Consider the following 18053-nt stretch of genomic DNA (forward strand, 5'->3'; position numbering starts at 1 on the left):
CTTCTTTCCCTTTGTCTCTGTAGCTGCACTATGTGCCTTCTACAGTTTCTTCGGTATGCAGCTGTCCGTTTTCTTAAAGCCTATGGTTTTTGTTTTACTTCGAATGTTTCTTATCTTTTTTGTTTGTTTCTTACTAACCCATTTAACTTGTCTATTATCTTGATGTTCCAGGTGGTGCCAAGCACCACCCGAAACCTCTTTCCCTTTTACAGGACTAAAACCATCCCTCAAGTCCAGCAACTAGCTTAAGCCAGCGCCTGTACCATGGACATGATTTGTTCGTTGCTGCAGCCCTTAACGTTGATGGCTCCACAGCGGCAGGAGGAGGCGCAGGCTCCGCAGCCTTTGCATAGGGCCGGGTTTATTTCTGCTGCTGTGTTGCCCCTTTGGTCTGTTACCAGGGTGGCTGCCTTGGAGGGGCATACTTCTACGCATACGCCGCAGGCCGCGCACTTGCGCTGGATTACATAGGCTGCTTTGCCGTCGGTCTGGATGTTGGCTTTGGCCAGGGCGGTGGCTACACGTCCTGCTGCTGCTTTGCCCTGGGCGATGTTTTCTTCCAGGTTTTTGGGTCCGTGGGCTAGGCCGCACATGAATACGCCGTCTGTTCCAAAGTCCACAGGACGCAGTTTAAGGTGGGCTTCCAGGAAGAAGCCTTCTGCGTTAACCGGCACTTTGAATAGTTTGGACAGGCCGGTGTTGTCGTTTGGTACGATGGCTGTGGCAAGTCCAATGACATCCGCAAAGATTTCTACCGGACGGTTCAGCACGTGGTCGCTAAAGGTTACTTTGGTGCCATAGGCGGTTTCTTCTACCACTGGCTTCTGGTCGGTGCTGTAGCGGACAAAGATTATTCCCTTGCGCCGGGCTTCGGTGTACAGGTCTTCGAAGTAGCCGTAGGTTCTGATGTCTCGGTACAGGATGAATATGTTGGCGCTGGGCTTGGCTTCTTTTATTTTTAGCGCCAGCTTCACGGCCTTGGTACAGCAGATTCTGCTGCAGTAGGGGCGCTCGTTGTCTCTGCTGCCTACGCATTGGATGAATACGTAGTTGTTGGAGTTTTTAAGCTGTCCCTCTGCCAGCATGCCTTCTATTTCCAGCAGGCTGCGCACTCTGGTGTTGTGTCCGTAGAGGTATTCTTCCGGCTTGTATTCTGCCGCTCCGGTGGCGATGATGGCCACGCCGTGTTTTAGTTCTTCTCCGTTGCTGAGTTTGGTTTCGTAGTTGCCCATGAAGCCGTGTACGTCGGCTATTTCTACTCCGGTGTATACTTTGATCTTGTCATGGGTTGTTATTTGGTTAATTAGTTCTCCAAGGTAGGCTTGGATGTCTTCTCCACCCATACCGTGGTGTATTCTCTTGGCTATGCCGCCCAGTTCTGCTGCCTTTTCTACCAGGTATACTTGGTACCCCTGGTCGGCCAGGTTTAGGGCTGCGTTCATGCCTGCTACTCCGCCGCCGATGACTAGTGCATCGTGGTTCATGGGCAGGGTTACTGGTTGTACTGGCTCTAGGAGGGCTGCTTTTTTAACTGCCATCTTCACCAGGTCTTTGGCTTTTTCGGTGGCTGCTGCCGGTTCGTTCTGGTGTACCCAGGAGCAGTGGTCTCGGATGTTGGCCATTTCAAACAGGTGTGGGTTTAGTCCTGCTTCTTTCAGGGTCTCCTGGAACATGGGCTCGTGGGTCCGTGGGCTGCAGGAGGCCACTATGATGCGGTTTAGGTTGTTTTCTTCAATGGCTTCTTTTATCTGGGCACTGGCATCCTGGGAGCAAGCGTATAGTTTGTCGGTGGCGTATACTACTCCGGGTAGTGTCTTGGCATATTCTGCTACTCCCGGCACGTCTACTACGCTGCCGATGTTGATGCCGCAGTGGCAGACGAACACGCCGGTCCTTACTATTTCTCCCGCCAGGTCTTTTTCCGCAGGGTATTCTTTGGTCAAGGTCAGGGTGCCCTTGGCTTCGGCCAGTTGTTTTTGTACTTCTCCCGCTGCTGCGCTGGCCTGCATTACTGTTTCCGGTATGTCTCGCGGGCCGCTGAAGGCTCCGGCTACGTAGATGCCTTCTTTGTTGGTGGCCACGCCGGTCAGTTTTTGTACGTCGGCAAAGTTGTACTGGTTCAGTTCTACTCCTAGTCCCTTGGCCAGCTCTACTGCTGCTTTGTTGGGCTCTAGTCCCACTGATAGTACTACCATGTCGTATTCTTCTGTTATTATGCTGCCGTCTTCTAGGGCATATCTTATGCTTACGTTGTCGTTTTCTCCAGGGTCTAGGCCGTAGACTCTGCTGCGTACGAAGTTTACTCCATATTGGGCCTTGGAGCGCTCGTAGTATTTTTCAAAGTCTTTGCCGTAGGTCCTCATGTCCATGTAGAAGATGCTGGCATTTAGGTCATAGGGTGCGTGTTCTTTGGCGATTACTGATTGTTTGATTGCATACATACAGCATACTGAGGAGCAGTAGCCGTGGTTGATGCGGCAGTTTCGGGAGCCTACGCACTGGATCCAGGCGATCTTTTTGGGCTCCTCATGGTCGCTGGGTCTTATCAGGTGTCCTCCAAAGGGGCCTGAGGCGCTTAAAATACGCTCAAATTCCAGGGAGGTTACTACGTTTTTCAGTTGACCGTATTTGTATAGCTCCAGTTGGGCCGGGTCAAATATTTCAAAGCCTGGCACCAGCAGTACCGAGCCCACTTCTATCTCTATTTCTTCGTCCTGCATGTGGTGGTTGATTGCACCTGCCTGGCAGGCCTTCAGGCATTTGCCGCAGAGTTTTTCGTTGGCCAGGTTTTTGAATTTTAGGCATTTGTTGTTGTCTATGGCGTAGGCATTGGGGAAGGCCTGGGCGTATAGCTTGTAGATGGCTCTCCGTTTCCCCAACCCCTGGTTGAATTCATCGTCTACTTTTACTGGACAGGCCTCTGCGCAGCTGCCGCAGCCTGTACATTTGTCCGGGTCTACGAAGCGTGCTTTGCTCCGGATGGTTACCTTAAAGTTTCCTGGCTCTCCTTCCAGGCTTATTACTTCTGAGTTGGTCATGGTTTTTACGTTAAGGTGTCTCCCGCAGTCTACCAGCTTGGGAGACAGTATGCACATTGAGCAGTCGTTGGTTGGAAAGGTTTTGTCCAGCATCGGCATGGTCCCGCCTATGGCTGGCTCCTTTTCTACCATATACACGTAGTAGCCGGACTCGGCCAGGTCTAATGACGCCTGTATCCCGGCTATCCCGGAGCCTACCACCAGTACGGCTCCTATACTTTTAGCACTCATCTTAGCACCTCACATCCGTCTAACTTATTATCAAACTGACTTATTATCAAATCTTTTTCATAGACAAATCCCGGTCCTGCAATTTTGTCTGCAAGTGGAACCGGGATTATGAAAAATGATTGTCGGTCTATTCAGGGAGAACTAATGCGTTAACCAGTAACGGAGTAATATGGGTACATTTCCAGCCCTTTTTGTATTCCTTATTCATATCGTTAAACTGGTCAATACAGTTGTGGCAGGGAATGGCTACTACCTTGGCCCCTGTACCATCAACCTGTTCAATTTTTCTTTTAGCTTTAGCCATGCGCTCTGCCTTAAACTCCGGCATGGCCATACCGCCGCCGCCGGCACCACAGCAGTAGTTATACTGGCGGTTAGGATACATTTCGCGAAAATCAGAGCAGATAGCCTTCATCACGTTGCGGTTAGCCTCTAATACACCGGACTTACGGACCAGGTTGCAGGGATCGTGAACGGTGCAGGGCTCAGGGTTTTTAGTGGGGTCAACCTTTAATGTTCCATTTTTAATCCACTCATCATAAACTTCCAGCACACTGATGATGGGCAATTGAGGACCGTCCCAAAATTTTTCTGCCATCAATCGTGTTGATTTATAGGCGTGACCACATTCAGTTACTACGATTTTCTTTACACCTAGCCTTACAGCCTCTTCTAGGAACGGACGCTGTATTTCAATGAAATCATCGTTCTTGCCGCTGAACAGTCCTAGATTGGTGCAATCCCAGCGATGTAAGCCCAGGGTATAGTCAGCCTTAGCATAGTAAAACACCTTTAAGATTTCTTGCAATTCATGGGAGTAATATTTAATCTCCCGGGCATTTAGGCCAAAGATAAATTCCGCTCCCACCTTACCTACGTTAACCTTATAATTTGGATGGCCAAGCTCTTCTTGCAGCTCTTCTTCAATCCACTCAATGGTTTCCATATATTCGTCCGCAGGAACATCCATCTGGTTGCCAGAGTGAATATGCTCGTTAACTACCTTATCAATAAAGCCTGGTGTTGGAATGCCAAATTGTCCCCTCATGCCCCTGGTGATAAGTCCAAAATTGATACCCATGGGACATTCAACGGTGCAGCGCTCACAAACGTTACAATTCCAAATGAAGGGGTCCTTCAGGGCTTCTTCCCTCATGCCCAGCACAAGTTTTCTCAAAAACTTGCGGGGGTCATTATTAGGAATAATGTCAGAATATACACAGCCGGCAGTACACATACCGCAGGCCAGGCACTGGGTCCAATCAACGTTCTTAATTTTTTCAATTACCTCTTCCCTAAACTTAGGATCCGTGTTGGAGAAATCGATTTTTGACATATACTCTCTCCTTGCTGCTTCAAGCTGTTAAAATATTTACTTGCCTCTGTATCTTGCCTTTTGCCCTAATTTTACTTCGATGCAAAGTAATTATAATATTTAGTAATTAATTTAAATTGAATTCCCTACGCTCCCATCTATTCCTTTTGTTAATCTCTGGGTATTTGTAACGAAAAGGTCGTCACCCACTAATTATACATGCCTGACAAGGGTTTGAGTTAATTTTGCCCACCCCTACCAATTACAGCCCTTTTTGTGCCAGCAGCAAAGCCAGATCCAATACACGGTTGGAATAACCCCATTCGTTATCGTACCAGGAAACCACCTTGGCCATATTACCCTCTATCACCATGGTTGACAATCCGTCGATAATTGAGGAGTTGGGATTGCCGTTGAAATCCTTGGATACCAGGGGTAATGAACTAAAGGCCATGATTCCCTTGAGATTTCCTTCCGCTGCTTCTTGTAGTACAGTATTTACTTCTTCGGCGGTGGTGGACTTAGCCAATTCCACCACTAGATCCACAACAGAAACATTGGGAGTTGGCACCCTCATGGCAAAGCCATTTAGCCTGCCCTTCAGCTCTGGAAGCACTAGGGCGACAGCCTTAGCCGCTCCCGTGGTGGTTGGAATAATGGACTGTCCTGCTGATCTGGCACGCCGCAGATCACTATGGGGTAAATCAAGGATTCGCTGATCATTGGTGTAGGAATGAACTGTGGTCATGAGACCCTTAACTATGCCAAATTTCTCATGCAGCACCTTAGCAAAGGGAGCCAGGCAGTTGGTGGTGCAGGAGGCGTTAGATATTACGTGATGCAGGGCCGGATCATAGCTCCCTTCATTAACTCCCATAACAATGGTTGCATCCACCTCTTTAGCCGGAGCAGAAATAATAACCTTTTTTGCACCTGCCTGAATATGTTTGGCAGCATCTGGACCTTTAGTGAAGCGTCCTGTGGATTCAACCACAATATCTACGCCAAGCTCAGCCCAGGGTAATTTTGTCGGATCTGTTTCAGCACAAACTTTAATTTCATAATTATTCACCATGATGGTGTTCTCTGTGCAAACCACTTCTGCCGGCAGCTCTCCGTGAACTGAATCGTACTTTAACAAATGGGCCAGGGTTTGGGGATTAGTTAAGTCATTGACAGCCACTAACTCTAAAGCAGACCCTTGATCTAATAGTCCCCTCTGCAGCATTGCCCTAAAAACATTCCGTCCAATACGTCCAAAACCGTTAATGGCAATTTTAATGGTCATATATTTTCCTCCTACTTTGCAAGGTTCCGGAAAAAAACAAAAACAGACCCAATGACAGCTTTAATAATAACTGCCATTAGGCCTGCTCCATAATCTCCCGGCCTCAATTATATTTTATTTATTATATTATTCACAAGCCTTATGTTTTCCTGCATAAATCTCAAAATATCTTTAAAATATATTAATTCTCTTATTATTTTGCCCTAAGCTTTACTACCTGTGACTCCAGCCATTTTACATAATTTAGGTCCGATTTACTTTCAATAAATTCCTTATATAATTCATTACTCTGTCCCACTTCAAAGGGAATTTCGTTTTTACCTTCTACAAAAAACTCCACAATTTTATTCTCGGGATAAAAGAATGATTCACTCCATTTGACAAACTTTCCATCCTCACCTTCAAATACCGGTAATTCGAAGGTTTTATTGTATGCTTCAAAATTTGTCAAATCACAAACAATATGTAACATATCCTGCTTTTCGGCAACATATGTCAGACTGGCCATCATGCCATTTTCAAGTCCGGTGGAATATTCCCTTATATCTTGGTTGAAGGTGAGTGTTGGCTGCTTTTCCTTAAAAGCAATAAATGAATTATTATCCCTATTGATAATGTCCCAAAATTCTTTAGCCTGCATTATATCATCCCCTTCCTACTATAGTGTTACCTGTTTTGCATAAATCTACCATATGATTATACGGAAATTACCCCTGTTTGGGAAGCAGAAAGTCAAATAAAGGATAAAGGGCGGATGCGGCTCCGCCCTTTATCCTTTATTTGCTTAGTATAGCTCCTTTAGGGTATCCCCTACCAGTTCGTACTTCTTTATGCCGCAAAAGCCCATATTAACTGCAATATAATTGCCCTTAATACTTGTAGCGTATGGTATTTGAGCGCAAGATTTAGAGCAGCTTAATATTTCCTTCACCTTGGCATCCATAAGCCTGTTATTTCTACGTTTGAGTTCAATAACAAACTCACCAAACTTGGTAACCGCCCGGTCCTCTTTCCATATTAAATGGGTTGTTCGAGACTCCATCTTTCCTTTCCTCCTTGAATTACTTTATTAAAAATAACCGCTACATCCGGTCGAGGGCCAGCATTAACCCGTGAATTATGGCTTGAGGTCGCGGAGGGCAACCTGGCACGTAAATATCAACGGGTACCTGGGAGTCTACAGCTCCCCTAATGGCATAGCTCTCACCAAATATCTGTTCGCCGCTGCAGGCACATGCTCCCAATGCCATTACCAACTTGGGATTTGGTGTTGCCTCGTAGGTCATCCTTAGGGCCTGGGTAGAGTTCCGTGTAACAGGGCCGGTTACCATTAGCAAGTCGGCATGGCGGGGAGAAGCTACAAAGTCTATGCCGTATTGTTGGATGTCATAAATAGGATTGCATACATGGTTCATTTCAAAGTCGCAGCCGTTACAAGAGCCGATGTCCAGATGCCTGATGTGCAGGGATCTGCCCAAGGTTCGCCTTATTTGCCTCTTTAGCTCTGAACCAGAGTTTTCCCCCAAGCTGCCCCCTAGTTCAGCTAATTTGTAATTTGAGGTCTGTTTTAAGCACCCCGCTTCACAGTGTTCAACGCATAGACCACAAAAGATGCAGGCCCTTTGGTTAATCATTGGTAACCCTTGGTATACCTTAATAGCATTGGTGGGACATACATTAGCACAATGGTTACAACCCTGACAGGGTATATTTTGTTGAACCACCACCTCACCTCTGGAACGTTCCGGGGGTACTGCCTTTTCCCAGGGCTCTGTAACATTGCCTGTTGCTATAACCTTTCTCCATACCTTTAACATGACAATACCCTCCTATCTGTCAACACATGCATAGGACAACTCATAGCTTTTGTTTATTAGGGGAAAGTCCGGGATGATATTGCCTGGCGCTGCCACTGTGAGTGCCGGCCAGTTGGGATAGGCGGCAGACCGGGCATATAGACGATATATAGTATTGTCTTCCCCCACCATCAACCAATGTATATTATTTCCCTGGGGTGATTCGCACCAACCAAAACCACTGCTATAGGGCTCAATATCGGGAATAGTAACCTTCAGGGAACCCTGGGGCATCTTTTCCAATATCTGTCGGATTAGCTTCACAGTCTGGGCCACTTCGTCCACTCGAACCCATAATCTGGCCGCCACATCCCCGCTGGTGTAAACGGGCACATCAAATTTTAGGGAGGGATAACAGCCATAGGGAAAATCACGCCTGGTATCCATATCCACTCCCGAGGCCCTAGCCCCAACTCCTACTATACCTAAATCAAGGGCTGCCTCCCTTGGTACAATGCCGGTGGTTTCCACACGGTTGAGGAAGGCATTGTTTCCTTTAAACAGGCCTATCATCTCATCAAAATCAGGCACCAGTTGGTTCAGCATCTCAGTAATTTCAGACATTAATTCCTTAGTTATATCCAGTCTGACACCTCCAGGGATAACCATTCCCCGCAGGAAGCGATGTCCGGTGAGTGCCTCATTTACTCGCATGATATACTCTTTCATTCTTGCTCCTGCCATAATTCCGACAGCAAAGCCCATGCCGGCACATATGTTGCCAATGTCACCCACGTGATTATAAAGCCGCTCCATTTCACCTACCAGTGCCCTTAAATACTGTGCCCTTGGAGGAATAACCACGGCGGCAATATTTTCGACAGCCTGACAATAGGCCAATGAGTGGGCCACCGTGCAAATTCCCGAAATACGTTCAACCTGATAGAAGGCCCTTTCAATAGGTAAACCTTCTATGGCCTTTTCTATACCTCGATGAAGAAAAAACAATTTGGCATCTAGTCTGATTATGCCCTCTCCGGCCTGGCTAAAGCGGAAGTGTCCTGGCTCAATAATTCCCGCGTGGATTGGGCCAACCGGCACCTCAAATACCCCCTCCCCCTCTACACCGGCCATATTAAACTCTTTCTTAGCAATGGGTACGGGAGTTCTATTGGCAAAGTCCTTGCGAAGGGGAAAGATTCCCTCGGGCCAGTTCTCATGAAGGGCCAGAGGTCTTAGGTCAGGGTGACCCAGGGGCTCAAGGCCAAACATGTCATAAATCTCCCGCTCGTACCAGGCAGCCCCTGAGATTTTAGGAGTAATTGAGGGAAACTCTAATTTCTCCTTTTCAGCTAATACGGCTTTAAGAACCTCCATTTTCTTCCCTACGGAAAATAAGCAGTATATTGCAAAATAACCATTTAATTGACGTTCATCATTGGCGAACATGGACATAAGGCAGTTCTGTCCGCCTGCATACAAATCGTAGGCCGCTGTCCTTAATTCGGAAGCCGGAATAGTATTATAAGCAGTCATGTCCTACCCCCCTATAACAATTTCTGCTGCTTGGGTTAATATTTGGCTCATCGCCGCTGGCAAGTATAGTCCCCCAGCTATTATTAAACAGATAGAAAACCCAATTGCGGTGAGGGCTGAAGGGGAAATTCTAAAGCGACCTATTCCTTCCGGTGCATTTCCAAAGGTCATTTTTACACAATAGTTCATCACACCTGCAAATACTCCAGCCAGTAACAAGAGAATAAATCCTCCTAGGTACCACAGGCTGCTACTGAAAATAGACATTGCCAGCAAAAACTTACTTGTAAAAATATTCAGGGGCGGAGTGCCGGTAATGGCTAACACCCCAATAACAAATAGGGTTGCTACTATAGGCATTACCCTGGCTATTCCTTGGATCTCTTTAATACGTTTGGTCTTGTATTCTTGGGTAATTACACCTGCCAGATAAAATAGTGCAGACTTGGCAATGGCGTGGTTGATGATGTGTAAAAGTGCTGCATATACGGCCAGGTGGCTTCCAATACCAAAGCCAATGGTGATAATTCCCATATGCTCCACTGAGGAATAGGCCAGCAATCTTTTGACATCATGCTGCACCAGGACAAAGGGTATAGCAATCAAAATGGAGAGGATACCAAGACCAATGAGCACGGTATGGATAAATTCATTACCTATGCTGCCTTGAATAATGATCATATTGCGCACCAGGGCGTAGAAAGCACAGCTCAAGAGGGCACCAGATAAAAGACCGCTGACAGGTGACGGGGCTTGACTGTGGGCATCAGGCAACCAGGTGTGCATGGGGGCTAACCCGGCCTTGGTGCCATAGCCAATTAAAATAAATACAAAGGCCAGTTTAACAATGGCAGGATCAAGGCTGCCACTGATTTCCTTTAAATAGGTCCAGCTAAGGGCATGAGCCTCGCCACCAGCAATGACCTGGGAATAATAGAGAATCATGGTACCCAGTAAGGCCAAACAAATACCAACGGTACATATCATGACATATTTCCAGGCAGCCTCCAAGGCAGAACGATTGAAGTAGAATGCCACCAGCAAAGCCGAAGCCAAAGTAGTACCCTCAACGGCCACCCACATAAGTCCAAGGTTTCCTACCACCAGCACGCTGACCATAGCAAAGGTAAACAGATTTAGCAGTGCATAGTACCGGGGAACCAGCTTTGCAGCTACATGCCCTTCTTTGACTTCCCTCTCCATATAAGATAATGAAAATAAAGTGGCTGTAAAGGTAAGCAGGGCTACAACCAAAAGCAGTACGGCAGTTAGGTGATCCACGTACAGAAGCTCGGTGCTAAATTCATTAATCTTGGTAGTTTGATAGATAATGGCCAGCAGAACGCCGCTGGTTAGAGCACTACCAGCTAGATTGGTATAACCAATTACAGCAAGATTTCTCTGCACCAGGGTAAAAAGGCCGATAATGATTGGCAGAACTAAGGCTATTAGAATTAATTGATACATCAGTTATCACCCCTTCAGCTCATTTAATATACTGGTATCCGTGGTTTCAAAGGAGTGTTTAAGCCTTTGGGCCAGAATTACCAAAATGACCACAGCAACCAGCACATCAAAAAAGATACCCAGCTCAATGATTAAAGGTAAACCCCTGGTGATAGATAGGCCTAAGAGGTAGAGCCCATTCTCCATGGTAATAAGACCCACAACCTGCAAAATGGCCTGGCGGCGAGTCATAATCATCAATAAGCCTATAGCTGTTATGGCTACGGCAGCTGCCAATGTTTCTCCGGACACCAAGGGCAATTCCCTGCCCACAAAGCCATAGGAAGCAATGATTACCAATATTGCCAGCAGAAAGGATATATTAAAATTTGCTATCTCCCTTTCCTGCTTAAGCTGGGATGCAACCTTCCAAAGGGCATAGGGGATTAAGCCAACTTTAATTATCACAGTGAGGGCGGCAGCGATGTACATATGGAATTCACCTGTATTAATACCGATTATGGAACAGGCCAGAGCCACAATTACAGACTGAAACCCTAATATGCCAATGGCAGTTCTAAGACAGGATACTCTGGTCAAAAGAACCGCACCAGCCAGGAGCAGGATGGTCAATAATGTCATTATAATCTCCCTCCCATGTTACATGGCCATAATTGCCAATAGTGATAGGCAGCTGGTTGCAAGCATAAAACCAGGTATCCTAAAGAGGCGCATCTTATTAGTGCTGGTTTCTATAGCAGCCAGGATAAGAGCAATGATCAACACTTTAATTATCAGCCAGATAACAGGCGACACTGGGCCAACGGGATTCCAGGGAACAAAAAGGTTGATCAACAGCAGGATGGCAACAAGCTGCTTAATGGCGGAACCCCAAAATATTAAGGCAACCGAGCGTCCAGAATACTCTAATACCATACCTTCGTGAACCATTGTCAGCTCCAGGTGTGTGTCAGGGTTATCCACCGGGATTCGCCCAGTTTCAGCTACGATAAGAATCAAAAAGGCTATGGCTGCCAGTATGGCTGATAAGGACATGCCGGAGACAGCCGCTGCATTGGACATCTGGGATAATCCGGTTCCATTAGCCTTAATGGCCACGGTAAACAATGTGAGCAGCATAACCGGCTCAACCAGGACATTGATAAACATTTCCCGTGAACCACCCATGCCGCCGAAGGAACTGCCGGCATCCAGTGAGGCCAGGGCCAGGAAGAATCTCCCCAGCGCCAACAAATAAATCAGAACAAAGAGATTATCATACACGATACCTTGTTCTAGCATGAAGGAAGGCACAAGGGCCGCTGCCCCCAGGGCTGTAGCAAAATAGACATAGGGTGCTGCATGAAAGATCCAGGAAACAGTTGGGGAAAACACATTATCCTTTTTTAAAAATTTAGCCAGATCGTAATAAACCTGTAAGCAGCCAGGTCCCCGCCTGCTTTGCATTTTACCCTTAGCATTTTTAATAATACCGGCTATAAGAGGTGCCAGCATCGCCAGCACACCAGCCTTTAAGATCATTAGTAAAGCTGACATGCTTACCACCTCACTCCCAGTATTAGAATGACTACCGTAACAGCAAGTACATAGCCCATATAAAGCTGCAAATTACCTGACTGTATTGGTTTTATATAATTGACCAGCAGCAGAATTCCTTTTTTGACAGGTTTATATAGCCACTGATCAATTAAGTAACTGACCTGCAATTCCAGCTTAAGCTTTACCCCATGATAAGGATTAAGGGATTTATCTACTTTAAGATTTTGCTTGGGATGAACAAATATTTGAAAGGCCCGGCGAATAGGTTCTGCAAAACCAGTTGCAGTATATTCCATGCGGGAACTAGGGACGATGCCGCAGGTCCAGGTTTCACCCACTGAATTTTGTGGCCTGCCCCTTAAGTTATAGGCTAAAACAGCCCCAATTAATCCCACCGCCAGAATACCTACTATCACAGGCATGGCAATTACTCCGTTGGCCTGTTGGATATTGAAAGCAGCTGAATGCCATTGATGGTTAAATAGGCTGTTAACATCAATACCAGCATAGGGCGATAATACCCCTTGCAGGATCCTTAGCATCCCTTGGGGCCATACCCCTAAAATAACGCACATAAGTGATAACAGACCCATGCCCATTAGCATTGCCCTAGGAACTTCCTTTGCTCCTTCTGCCTGTTCACTGCGGGCCTTAGCTAAAAATGTTATCCCAAAGGCTTTAACGAAACAGGCAGCTGCCAATGCTCCCGTTAATCCCAAGAGGGCAATTAATATAACGGATGCTAACTGGGGAATCATGCCTGACACAGCCTGGGGTAGATAAAATAGTGACTGATAGGTTAGCCATTCGCTGACAAAACCATTTAATGGAGGTAAGGCAGAAATTGCAGCTGCTCCGGTAAGAAAAAAACCAGCCGTATAGGGCATTTTTTTGATCAGGCCACCCAGATGCTCGATATCTTTGGTGCGGGTTGCGTACAGCACTGAGCCTGAACCAAGAAACAGTAAAGACTTAAATACTGCATGGTTAAACACATGATACAGCCCGGCCACAAAGGCAAGGCCTGCTAATAGAGGTTGATTCTTACTCATGAAGACCATACCGGCGCCAATACCAAGTAGAATGATGCCGATATTTTCTACCGAGTGATAAGCCAGCAGGCGTTTAAGATCATGCTGCATCAGGGCATATAAAACACCGATAACTGAGGATATAATAGCCAGGAAAAGGACCAGTTCACCCCACCAAAGGGGTCCCACACCTAAGAATTCCAGAAAAAACCTGCACATCCCATAAATTGCCGTTTTGATCATAATACCTGACATTAGGGCCGATACATGGCTGGGTGCCGCCGGGTGCGCCTCGGGCAGCCAGATATGCAGAGGGATTACACCGGCCTTGGTCCCAAAACCAATTAGAGCACAGATAAATACAATATTACGCATGGTATCTGATAAAGGCGTACCCCTTAGCATTTCAAAATCCAGGCTCTGAGCTGACATAACTAAGATTAAAAATGCCGTTGTAATAAAAACTGTTCCAAGGGTGGTCATTAAAATGTACTTGAAGGCAGCCCTGGTGTTGCTGGTTCTGTCATATTCATGATTAACCAGGAAAAATGAAACCACGGTCATTAGTTCCCAGGCAACAAGAAAGTAAGCAACTTGACTAATGGTCAGCACGAGGGCCATTGATAATATGAATCCGTTATAGAGTGCTGCCATTAACCCTAGCCTCTGGTTATAGTACTCCCGACTATAGCCCATGGCATAGATGCTGGCTGCAGCTCCAACAACTCCTAAGGCTAAAAGGAAAAAAGCAGATAAATAATCAATTCTAATGTTCAGAGGTCCAAGGGGTAGTCCTAAATCGTAGCTATAGCTTAACCCCCCGGACATAAATACTTCTAAAGCACAGGCCACAATGGCCAAACAACCTAATAATGCGAAGCCGTGGGATAAAATGTTCGTTGTTTTTGGGCTGCCTTTTGTCAAACAGGGCAGTAAAATGCCTGGGGCAAAAAGCAGCAGCATCAGTAGATATATTGTTTCTATCACAAAAATTCACCGCCTTAGTGATTGGTTTGTAAAAGAATAAGGTGCTTTCTGATATGCTCAGGGCTGTGCTTGGTAATTATTTCACTAGTCATCCAACTCCTTTCCAAGGTTATACATCAGTATCTAGCAAAACCCGTGCCTAATTTTCTTGAGACGAAACTTTGATGTCACACTTGTATTAATCCGCAGGATTGTTGGAATTAATAGAATTTTTAAACTATAGGGGCCATCCCTTCCCTTAAAATTTGTGAGCAATGCGTATACGTTATTGTCGGAAAGTATGAAATTATTGCATGGTACTAATAAATAAATAACCCACCACTAAGTGATGGGTTAGCATATCTTCGAAAATAGCTGTGGCTGTTTAGGTATCTTATCTTTCCGAGTTTTTCTTCATCCTTTCAAGGCGGTAGTAAAGGGCCCGGACAGAAATACCCAGGTGGTGGGCTGCCCTTGTTTTATTGCCATTATATTTTTTAAGGGCCTCATCAACCAGGTCATCAATATGTTCATCAAGGTTAATTGGCTCGGGTGGCAAGCTTTTAAACTCTTTCTTCTCTACTATTTCTGTGGAAGTAAGATTATTTAGATGCTCTAATTTTAATTCCTGATCATCAAACATAAAGGACACCCATTCCATGGCATTGCGAAGCTCCCGTACATTACCGGGCCATTGGTAAGCCAATAGAAACCTTGCGGCTGATTCACTAATTCCATTAAATTGTTTGCCTCTTCGTTTTGAAAAGTCCTTTAAGAACATTAATGCCAGGGGGAGAATGTCATCTACCCTTTCCCGTAGGGGCGGGATAAAAATGCGACCTACCTTGAGCCTATAGTATAAATCCTTTCGGAACATACCTTCCTCAATTTGCTTTTCAAAATCCAGATTTGCAGTAACTATAATCCTAATATTTGTTTTTATCTTCTTTAATCCACCAACACGATAGAAACTTTTTTCCTCCAAGACCCTGAGTAGCTTAGCTTGTAATTCCAGGGGCAGCTCTATTATTTCGTCCAAAAACAAAGTGCCTCCGGCAGCAATGTCAAATTTACCCTTATGCCCCTTTACTGCGCCACCGGTAAATGCCCCCCCTTCATAACCAAACAACTCGCTTTCAAATAAAGTCGGAGAAATGGCCGCACAGTTTATGTCTACAAAGGGGCCCGGGTTTTCCATATTGCCATAGTGGATGATCGAGGCAATAACTTCCTTACCTACTCCCGTTTCACCCTGTATTAATACAGGAACGGTTCTATCTGTATGGTATTGCTGTGCCTGCTTGACTAGATTTTTCATTACATCAGAAAAAACGCCAATATTTTCTATTCCAGCTTGTTTGGCTACCAGTTGTTTTAGTTGGGTTAACTGATACTCTGCTTCCTCCGTGGCCTCTTTTACCTTTTGATCGAAGTGTTCCGTCAGTACCCTATTCTCATAGAGCAAGGCCTGGTGCTCCTCAACCCGCTCCAGGATGGATAATAGCTCTTCGAAGTTAATGGGCTTGGTTAAATAATCATAGGCACCTGCCCTAAGGGCGGAAATGGCTAAGGTGACGTCAACAAATCCCGTGTAAAGCACTAGATCTGCCTTTGGTTCTATATCTAATGATTTAATTGCCTCAATTAGCTCTATACCAGATATACCGGACATTTTAATGTCTGACAGAACCATCTGAAAACGGGTTCCCTTGTATACCTCCAAAGCCTCTTCCCCGGAATCACATTCTATTACTGTGTGGCCTTGTAGGGTTAAGTAGTTTGCCAAGAAGGATCTACTTTCCCGCTCATCATCCACCAGTAGAATTTTCACAGCTGCTCACCTCCTTGACAACTAACAACTCGGAAAGGAAATATGAATTATGGCGCCGCCGCCAGGATTATTATCCACCGAAATGGTTCCGTTGCTGGACATTACTATGGAGTGAACAATAGACAGGCCAAGTCCCATGGATTTATTAGCATCCTTAGTACTGAAAAATGGCTCAAAGATCTTTTGTGTTATTTCATCATTAATGCCTGGTCCATTATCACTAACTGTTAGATGTACCCTTTGATCCTCTACCCAGGTGCTAATAATGATCTCCTTATATTCCTGTTTACAGGGTTCTAATGCCTGGACAGAGTTCATCAGTAGATTTACCACAACCTCTTCAAAGCGAACGAAGCAGCCACAAACCGGCAATTCCGCCGATAGATTTTTGATGACTTTAATGCGCCTTGATAATACCTGATTATTTACCAGGGACAAAGCCTTTTCCACAACTTGATTCATGTCGCAGGGTACATACTCAAAGCTCTGTCTTGACTTGAGAAAGGAACGTAAATGATTAACAATGGAATCAATGCGATCCACCTGCCGCGATATGTTAGTTACATTTCTTACCATCTCCTGGAAAGATATTTCTTTACCTGAGCTATATAAGTATAGTATTGTTTCAGCTAATACCTTAATCGCATTTAGGGGTTGGTTGATCTCGTGGGCGATACCCCCACCAATAACAGCAAGGGTGGCTACTTTGGAAGCCCTCTTAGTTGCTTCCCTGGCTTCTGCTATTTTAAACTCAGCCTCTTTCTGTGAGGTTATATCCCGTCCCACAGACTGGTATTCTACTATCTCACCATGTTCATTCAGGATGGCCCGGTTAACCCACTGGGCCCAATGGACTATGCCATTATTGTCAATATACCTTGGTTCGGTGATGACAACAGGGTTTTCCGGGGTTAATGAGTATATCTTCTTGTGTATTTCTTCACGATCATCGGAACGAATAAAGGTCATAAAATTTTGACCCACAATTTCATCCGCCGGATGCCCTACATATTTAGCAAAGGAGCCATTCACAAAGGTCAATGTACCATCTGGTTTAAATCGTCTAATCAGCTCAACCTGATCTTCAACGATGGCCCGGTACCTGGCTTCACTTCTTTTAAGACGTTCTTCCACTTGTTTTTGGTTGGTGATATCCCTGCCAACGGATTGATATTCAACTATTTGCCCCTGCTCGTTAAAAATAGCCCTATTGGTCCACTGCTGCCAAACTACTTCCCCATTGGGCCTAATAAAACGACGTTCTGCTATGGCCACAGGGTGATCCTTGTTCAGGGAGAATATCTGCCTTTTGACTGTATCTCGATCCTCCACCGGGAATAAATCCATGAAGTTTTGTCCCAGCAGCGCCTCCATAGACTTGCCATAATATTTACAAAAGGCGCTATTCACAAAGGTCAGAGTACCATCTGGTCTGAATCGTCTGATAAATTCTATCTGATCCTCCACCACTGCCTGGTAACGGGCCATACTCTCCTTTAAAGCAAGTTCTGTCTGCCTATATTTAGTAATGTCTCTGGCTATGCCATGCCAGCTGCCGCCGGCAAGCACATTGATAGTTAATTCACATAAGAAAATAGATCTATCCCTTCGCTGACACCATAGCTCCTCTGCAAATGTTTTTCCTTCCTTTATTCTAGCAAACAGCTCATGGACCTGATTTAATCCTTCCGGGGCAATTAATTCCTGAAAATACTTCCCTATAAGTTCTTCCCTTTGATAACTAAACATTGAACATATCCTTGTGTTAATGTCAATGAGGCGGTGTTCATAGTCTGTTACAAAAATACCCACAGCAGCTTGATCCACTAAAATGCGATACAGTTCATTGCTTTGACTTAATGATTCTAATTTATGTAATATGTTTTTTCTCCGAGAACCACAGGGAGTGATTTTAATTTTTCTTCTATAGCTTTTTGGCATATTCCATTACCCCTTATAAGGTATACTAATGTGGAATATTAGGCCAGATGAAGGTAAATACCTCTTTAATGACA

Annotated in this window: 13 protein-coding genes and 1 pseudogene; all 14 read right to left on the reverse strand. The window is 45.3% G+C overall.

Going from position 1 to position 18053, the window contains the following annotated elements; translation table 11 throughout:
• Positions 1-245: 245 nt before the first annotated feature.
• The 14 genes and pseudogenes from P6N53_RS10050 to P6N53_RS10115 all read right to left on the reverse strand — a co-directional run bounded on the left by P6N53_RS10050 (position 246) and on the right by P6N53_RS10115 (position 17979).
• Positions 246-3269: a CoB--CoM heterodisulfide reductase iron-sulfur subunit A family protein gene (locus tag P6N53_RS10050; RefSeq protein WP_304542721.1), complete on the reverse strand. Its 3024-nt coding sequence runs from the start codon at positions 3267-3269 to the stop codon at positions 246-248.
• 127 nt (positions 3270-3396) lie between these two features.
• The gene (locus P6N53_RS10055; protein ID WP_304542722.1) at positions 3397-4605 is read right to left on the reverse strand and encodes a (Fe-S)-binding protein; all 1209 of its coding nucleotides are present in this window, start codon (positions 4603-4605) and stop codon (positions 3397-3399) included.
• Positions 4606-4719: 114 nt separating this feature from the next.
• Positions 4720-4839: pseudogene (locus P6N53_RS10060) on the reverse strand (hypothetical protein); the annotation flags it as partial.
• Between the two features lie 7 nt (positions 4840-4846).
• The gene (gap, locus tag P6N53_RS10065; protein WP_304542723.1) at positions 4847-5872 is read right to left on the reverse strand and encodes a type I glyceraldehyde-3-phosphate dehydrogenase; all 1026 of its coding nucleotides are present in this window, start codon (positions 5870-5872) and stop codon (positions 4847-4849) included.
• A gap of 193 nt (positions 5873-6065) precedes the next feature.
• The gene (locus tag P6N53_RS10070; protein WP_304542724.1) at positions 6066-6512 is read right to left on the reverse strand and encodes a hypothetical protein; all 447 of its coding nucleotides are present in this window, start codon (positions 6510-6512) and stop codon (positions 6066-6068) included.
• Positions 6513-6656: 144 nt separating this feature from the next.
• Positions 6657-6914, reverse strand: coding sequence for a hypothetical protein (locus P6N53_RS10075; protein ID WP_304542725.1), 258 nt, complete (start codon positions 6912-6914; stop codon positions 6657-6659).
• Between the two features lie 40 nt (positions 6915-6954).
• Complete coding sequence (gene nuoB, locus P6N53_RS10080; protein ID WP_304542726.1) at positions 6955-7689, reverse strand: NADH-quinone oxidoreductase subunit NuoB; 735 nt, start codon at positions 7687-7689, stop codon at positions 6955-6957.
• A 12-nt stretch (positions 7690-7701) separates the two neighbouring features.
• Positions 7702-9204 (reverse strand): hydrogenase large subunit, encoded by a 1503-nt coding sequence (locus P6N53_RS10085; RefSeq protein WP_304542727.1) that lies wholly within the window; start codon positions 9202-9204, stop codon positions 7702-7704.
• Positions 9205-9207: 3 nt separating this feature from the next.
• On the reverse strand, positions 9208-10671 hold the full coding sequence (locus P6N53_RS10090) for a hydrogenase 4 subunit F (RefSeq protein ID WP_304542728.1): 1464 nt from the start codon (positions 10669-10671) through the stop codon (positions 9208-9210).
• Between the two features lie 6 nt (positions 10672-10677).
• The gene (locus P6N53_RS10095; RefSeq protein ID WP_304542729.1) at positions 10678-11292 is read right to left on the reverse strand and encodes a hydrogenase; all 615 of its coding nucleotides are present in this window, start codon (positions 11290-11292) and stop codon (positions 10678-10680) included.
• 18 nt (positions 11293-11310) lie between these two features.
• Complete coding sequence (locus P6N53_RS10100; RefSeq protein WP_304542730.1) at positions 11311-12207, reverse strand: respiratory chain complex I subunit 1 family protein; 897 nt, start codon at positions 12205-12207, stop codon at positions 11311-11313.
• A 2-nt stretch (positions 12208-12209) separates the two neighbouring features.
• On the reverse strand, positions 12210-14228 hold the full coding sequence (gene hyfB / locus P6N53_RS10105; RefSeq protein WP_304542731.1) for a hydrogenase 4 subunit B: 2019 nt from the start codon (positions 14226-14228) through the stop codon (positions 12210-12212).
• Between the two features lie 373 nt (positions 14229-14601).
• A complete protein-coding gene (locus tag P6N53_RS10110) occupies positions 14602-16038 on the reverse strand; it encodes a sigma-54-dependent transcriptional regulator (RefSeq protein WP_304542732.1) in 1437 nt (478 codons plus the stop codon).
• A gap of 21 nt (positions 16039-16059) precedes the next feature.
• Positions 16060-17979, reverse strand: a complete 1920-nt coding sequence (locus P6N53_RS10115; protein WP_304542733.1) for a PAS domain-containing sensor histidine kinase — start codon at positions 17977-17979, stop codon at positions 16060-16062.
• Positions 17980-18053 lie beyond the last annotated feature (74 nt).

This window comes from Desulforamulus aquiferis (assembly GCF_030577015.1).
Classification (GTDB): domain Bacteria; phylum Bacillota; class Desulfotomaculia; order Desulfotomaculales; family Desulfotomaculaceae; genus Desulfotomaculum; species Desulfotomaculum aquiferis.

Coding starts and splice junctions, on each gene's coding strand:
- P6N53_RS10050 (WP_304542721.1), bottom strand. CDS start 3,269: ATGAGTGCTAAAAGTATAGGAGCCGTACTGGTGGTAGGCTCCGGGATA.
- P6N53_RS10055 (WP_304542722.1), bottom strand. CDS start 4,605: ATGTCAAAAATCGATTTCTCCAACACGGATCCTAAGTTTAGGGAAGAG.
- gap (WP_304542723.1), bottom strand. CDS start 5,872: ATGACCATTAAAATTGCCATTAACGGTTTTGGACGTATTGGACGGAAT.
- P6N53_RS10070 (WP_304542724.1), bottom strand. CDS start 6,512: ATGCAGGCTAAAGAATTTTGGGACATTATCAATAGGGATAATAATTCA.
- P6N53_RS10075 (WP_304542725.1), bottom strand. CDS start 6,914: ATGGAGTCTCGAACAACCCATTTAATATGGAAAGAGGACCGGGCGGTT.
- nuoB (WP_304542726.1), bottom strand. CDS start 7,689: ATGTTAAAGGTATGGAGAAAGGTTATAGCAACAGGCAATGTTACAGAG.
- P6N53_RS10085 (WP_304542727.1), bottom strand. CDS start 9,204: ATGACTGCTTATAATACTATTCCGGCTTCCGAATTAAGGACAGCGGCC.
- P6N53_RS10090 (WP_304542728.1), bottom strand. CDS start 10,671: ATGTATCAATTAATTCTAATAGCCTTAGTTCTGCCAATCATTATCGGC.
- P6N53_RS10095 (WP_304542729.1), bottom strand. CDS start 11,292: ATGACATTATTGACCATCCTGCTCCTGGCTGGTGCGGTTCTTTTGACC.
- P6N53_RS10100 (WP_304542730.1), bottom strand. CDS start 12,207: ATGTCAGCTTTACTAATGATCTTAAAGGCTGGTGTGCTGGCGATGCTG.
- P6N53_RS10115 (WP_304542733.1), bottom strand. CDS start 17,979: ATGCCAAAAAGCTATAGAAGAAAAATTAAAATCACTCCCTGTGGTTCT.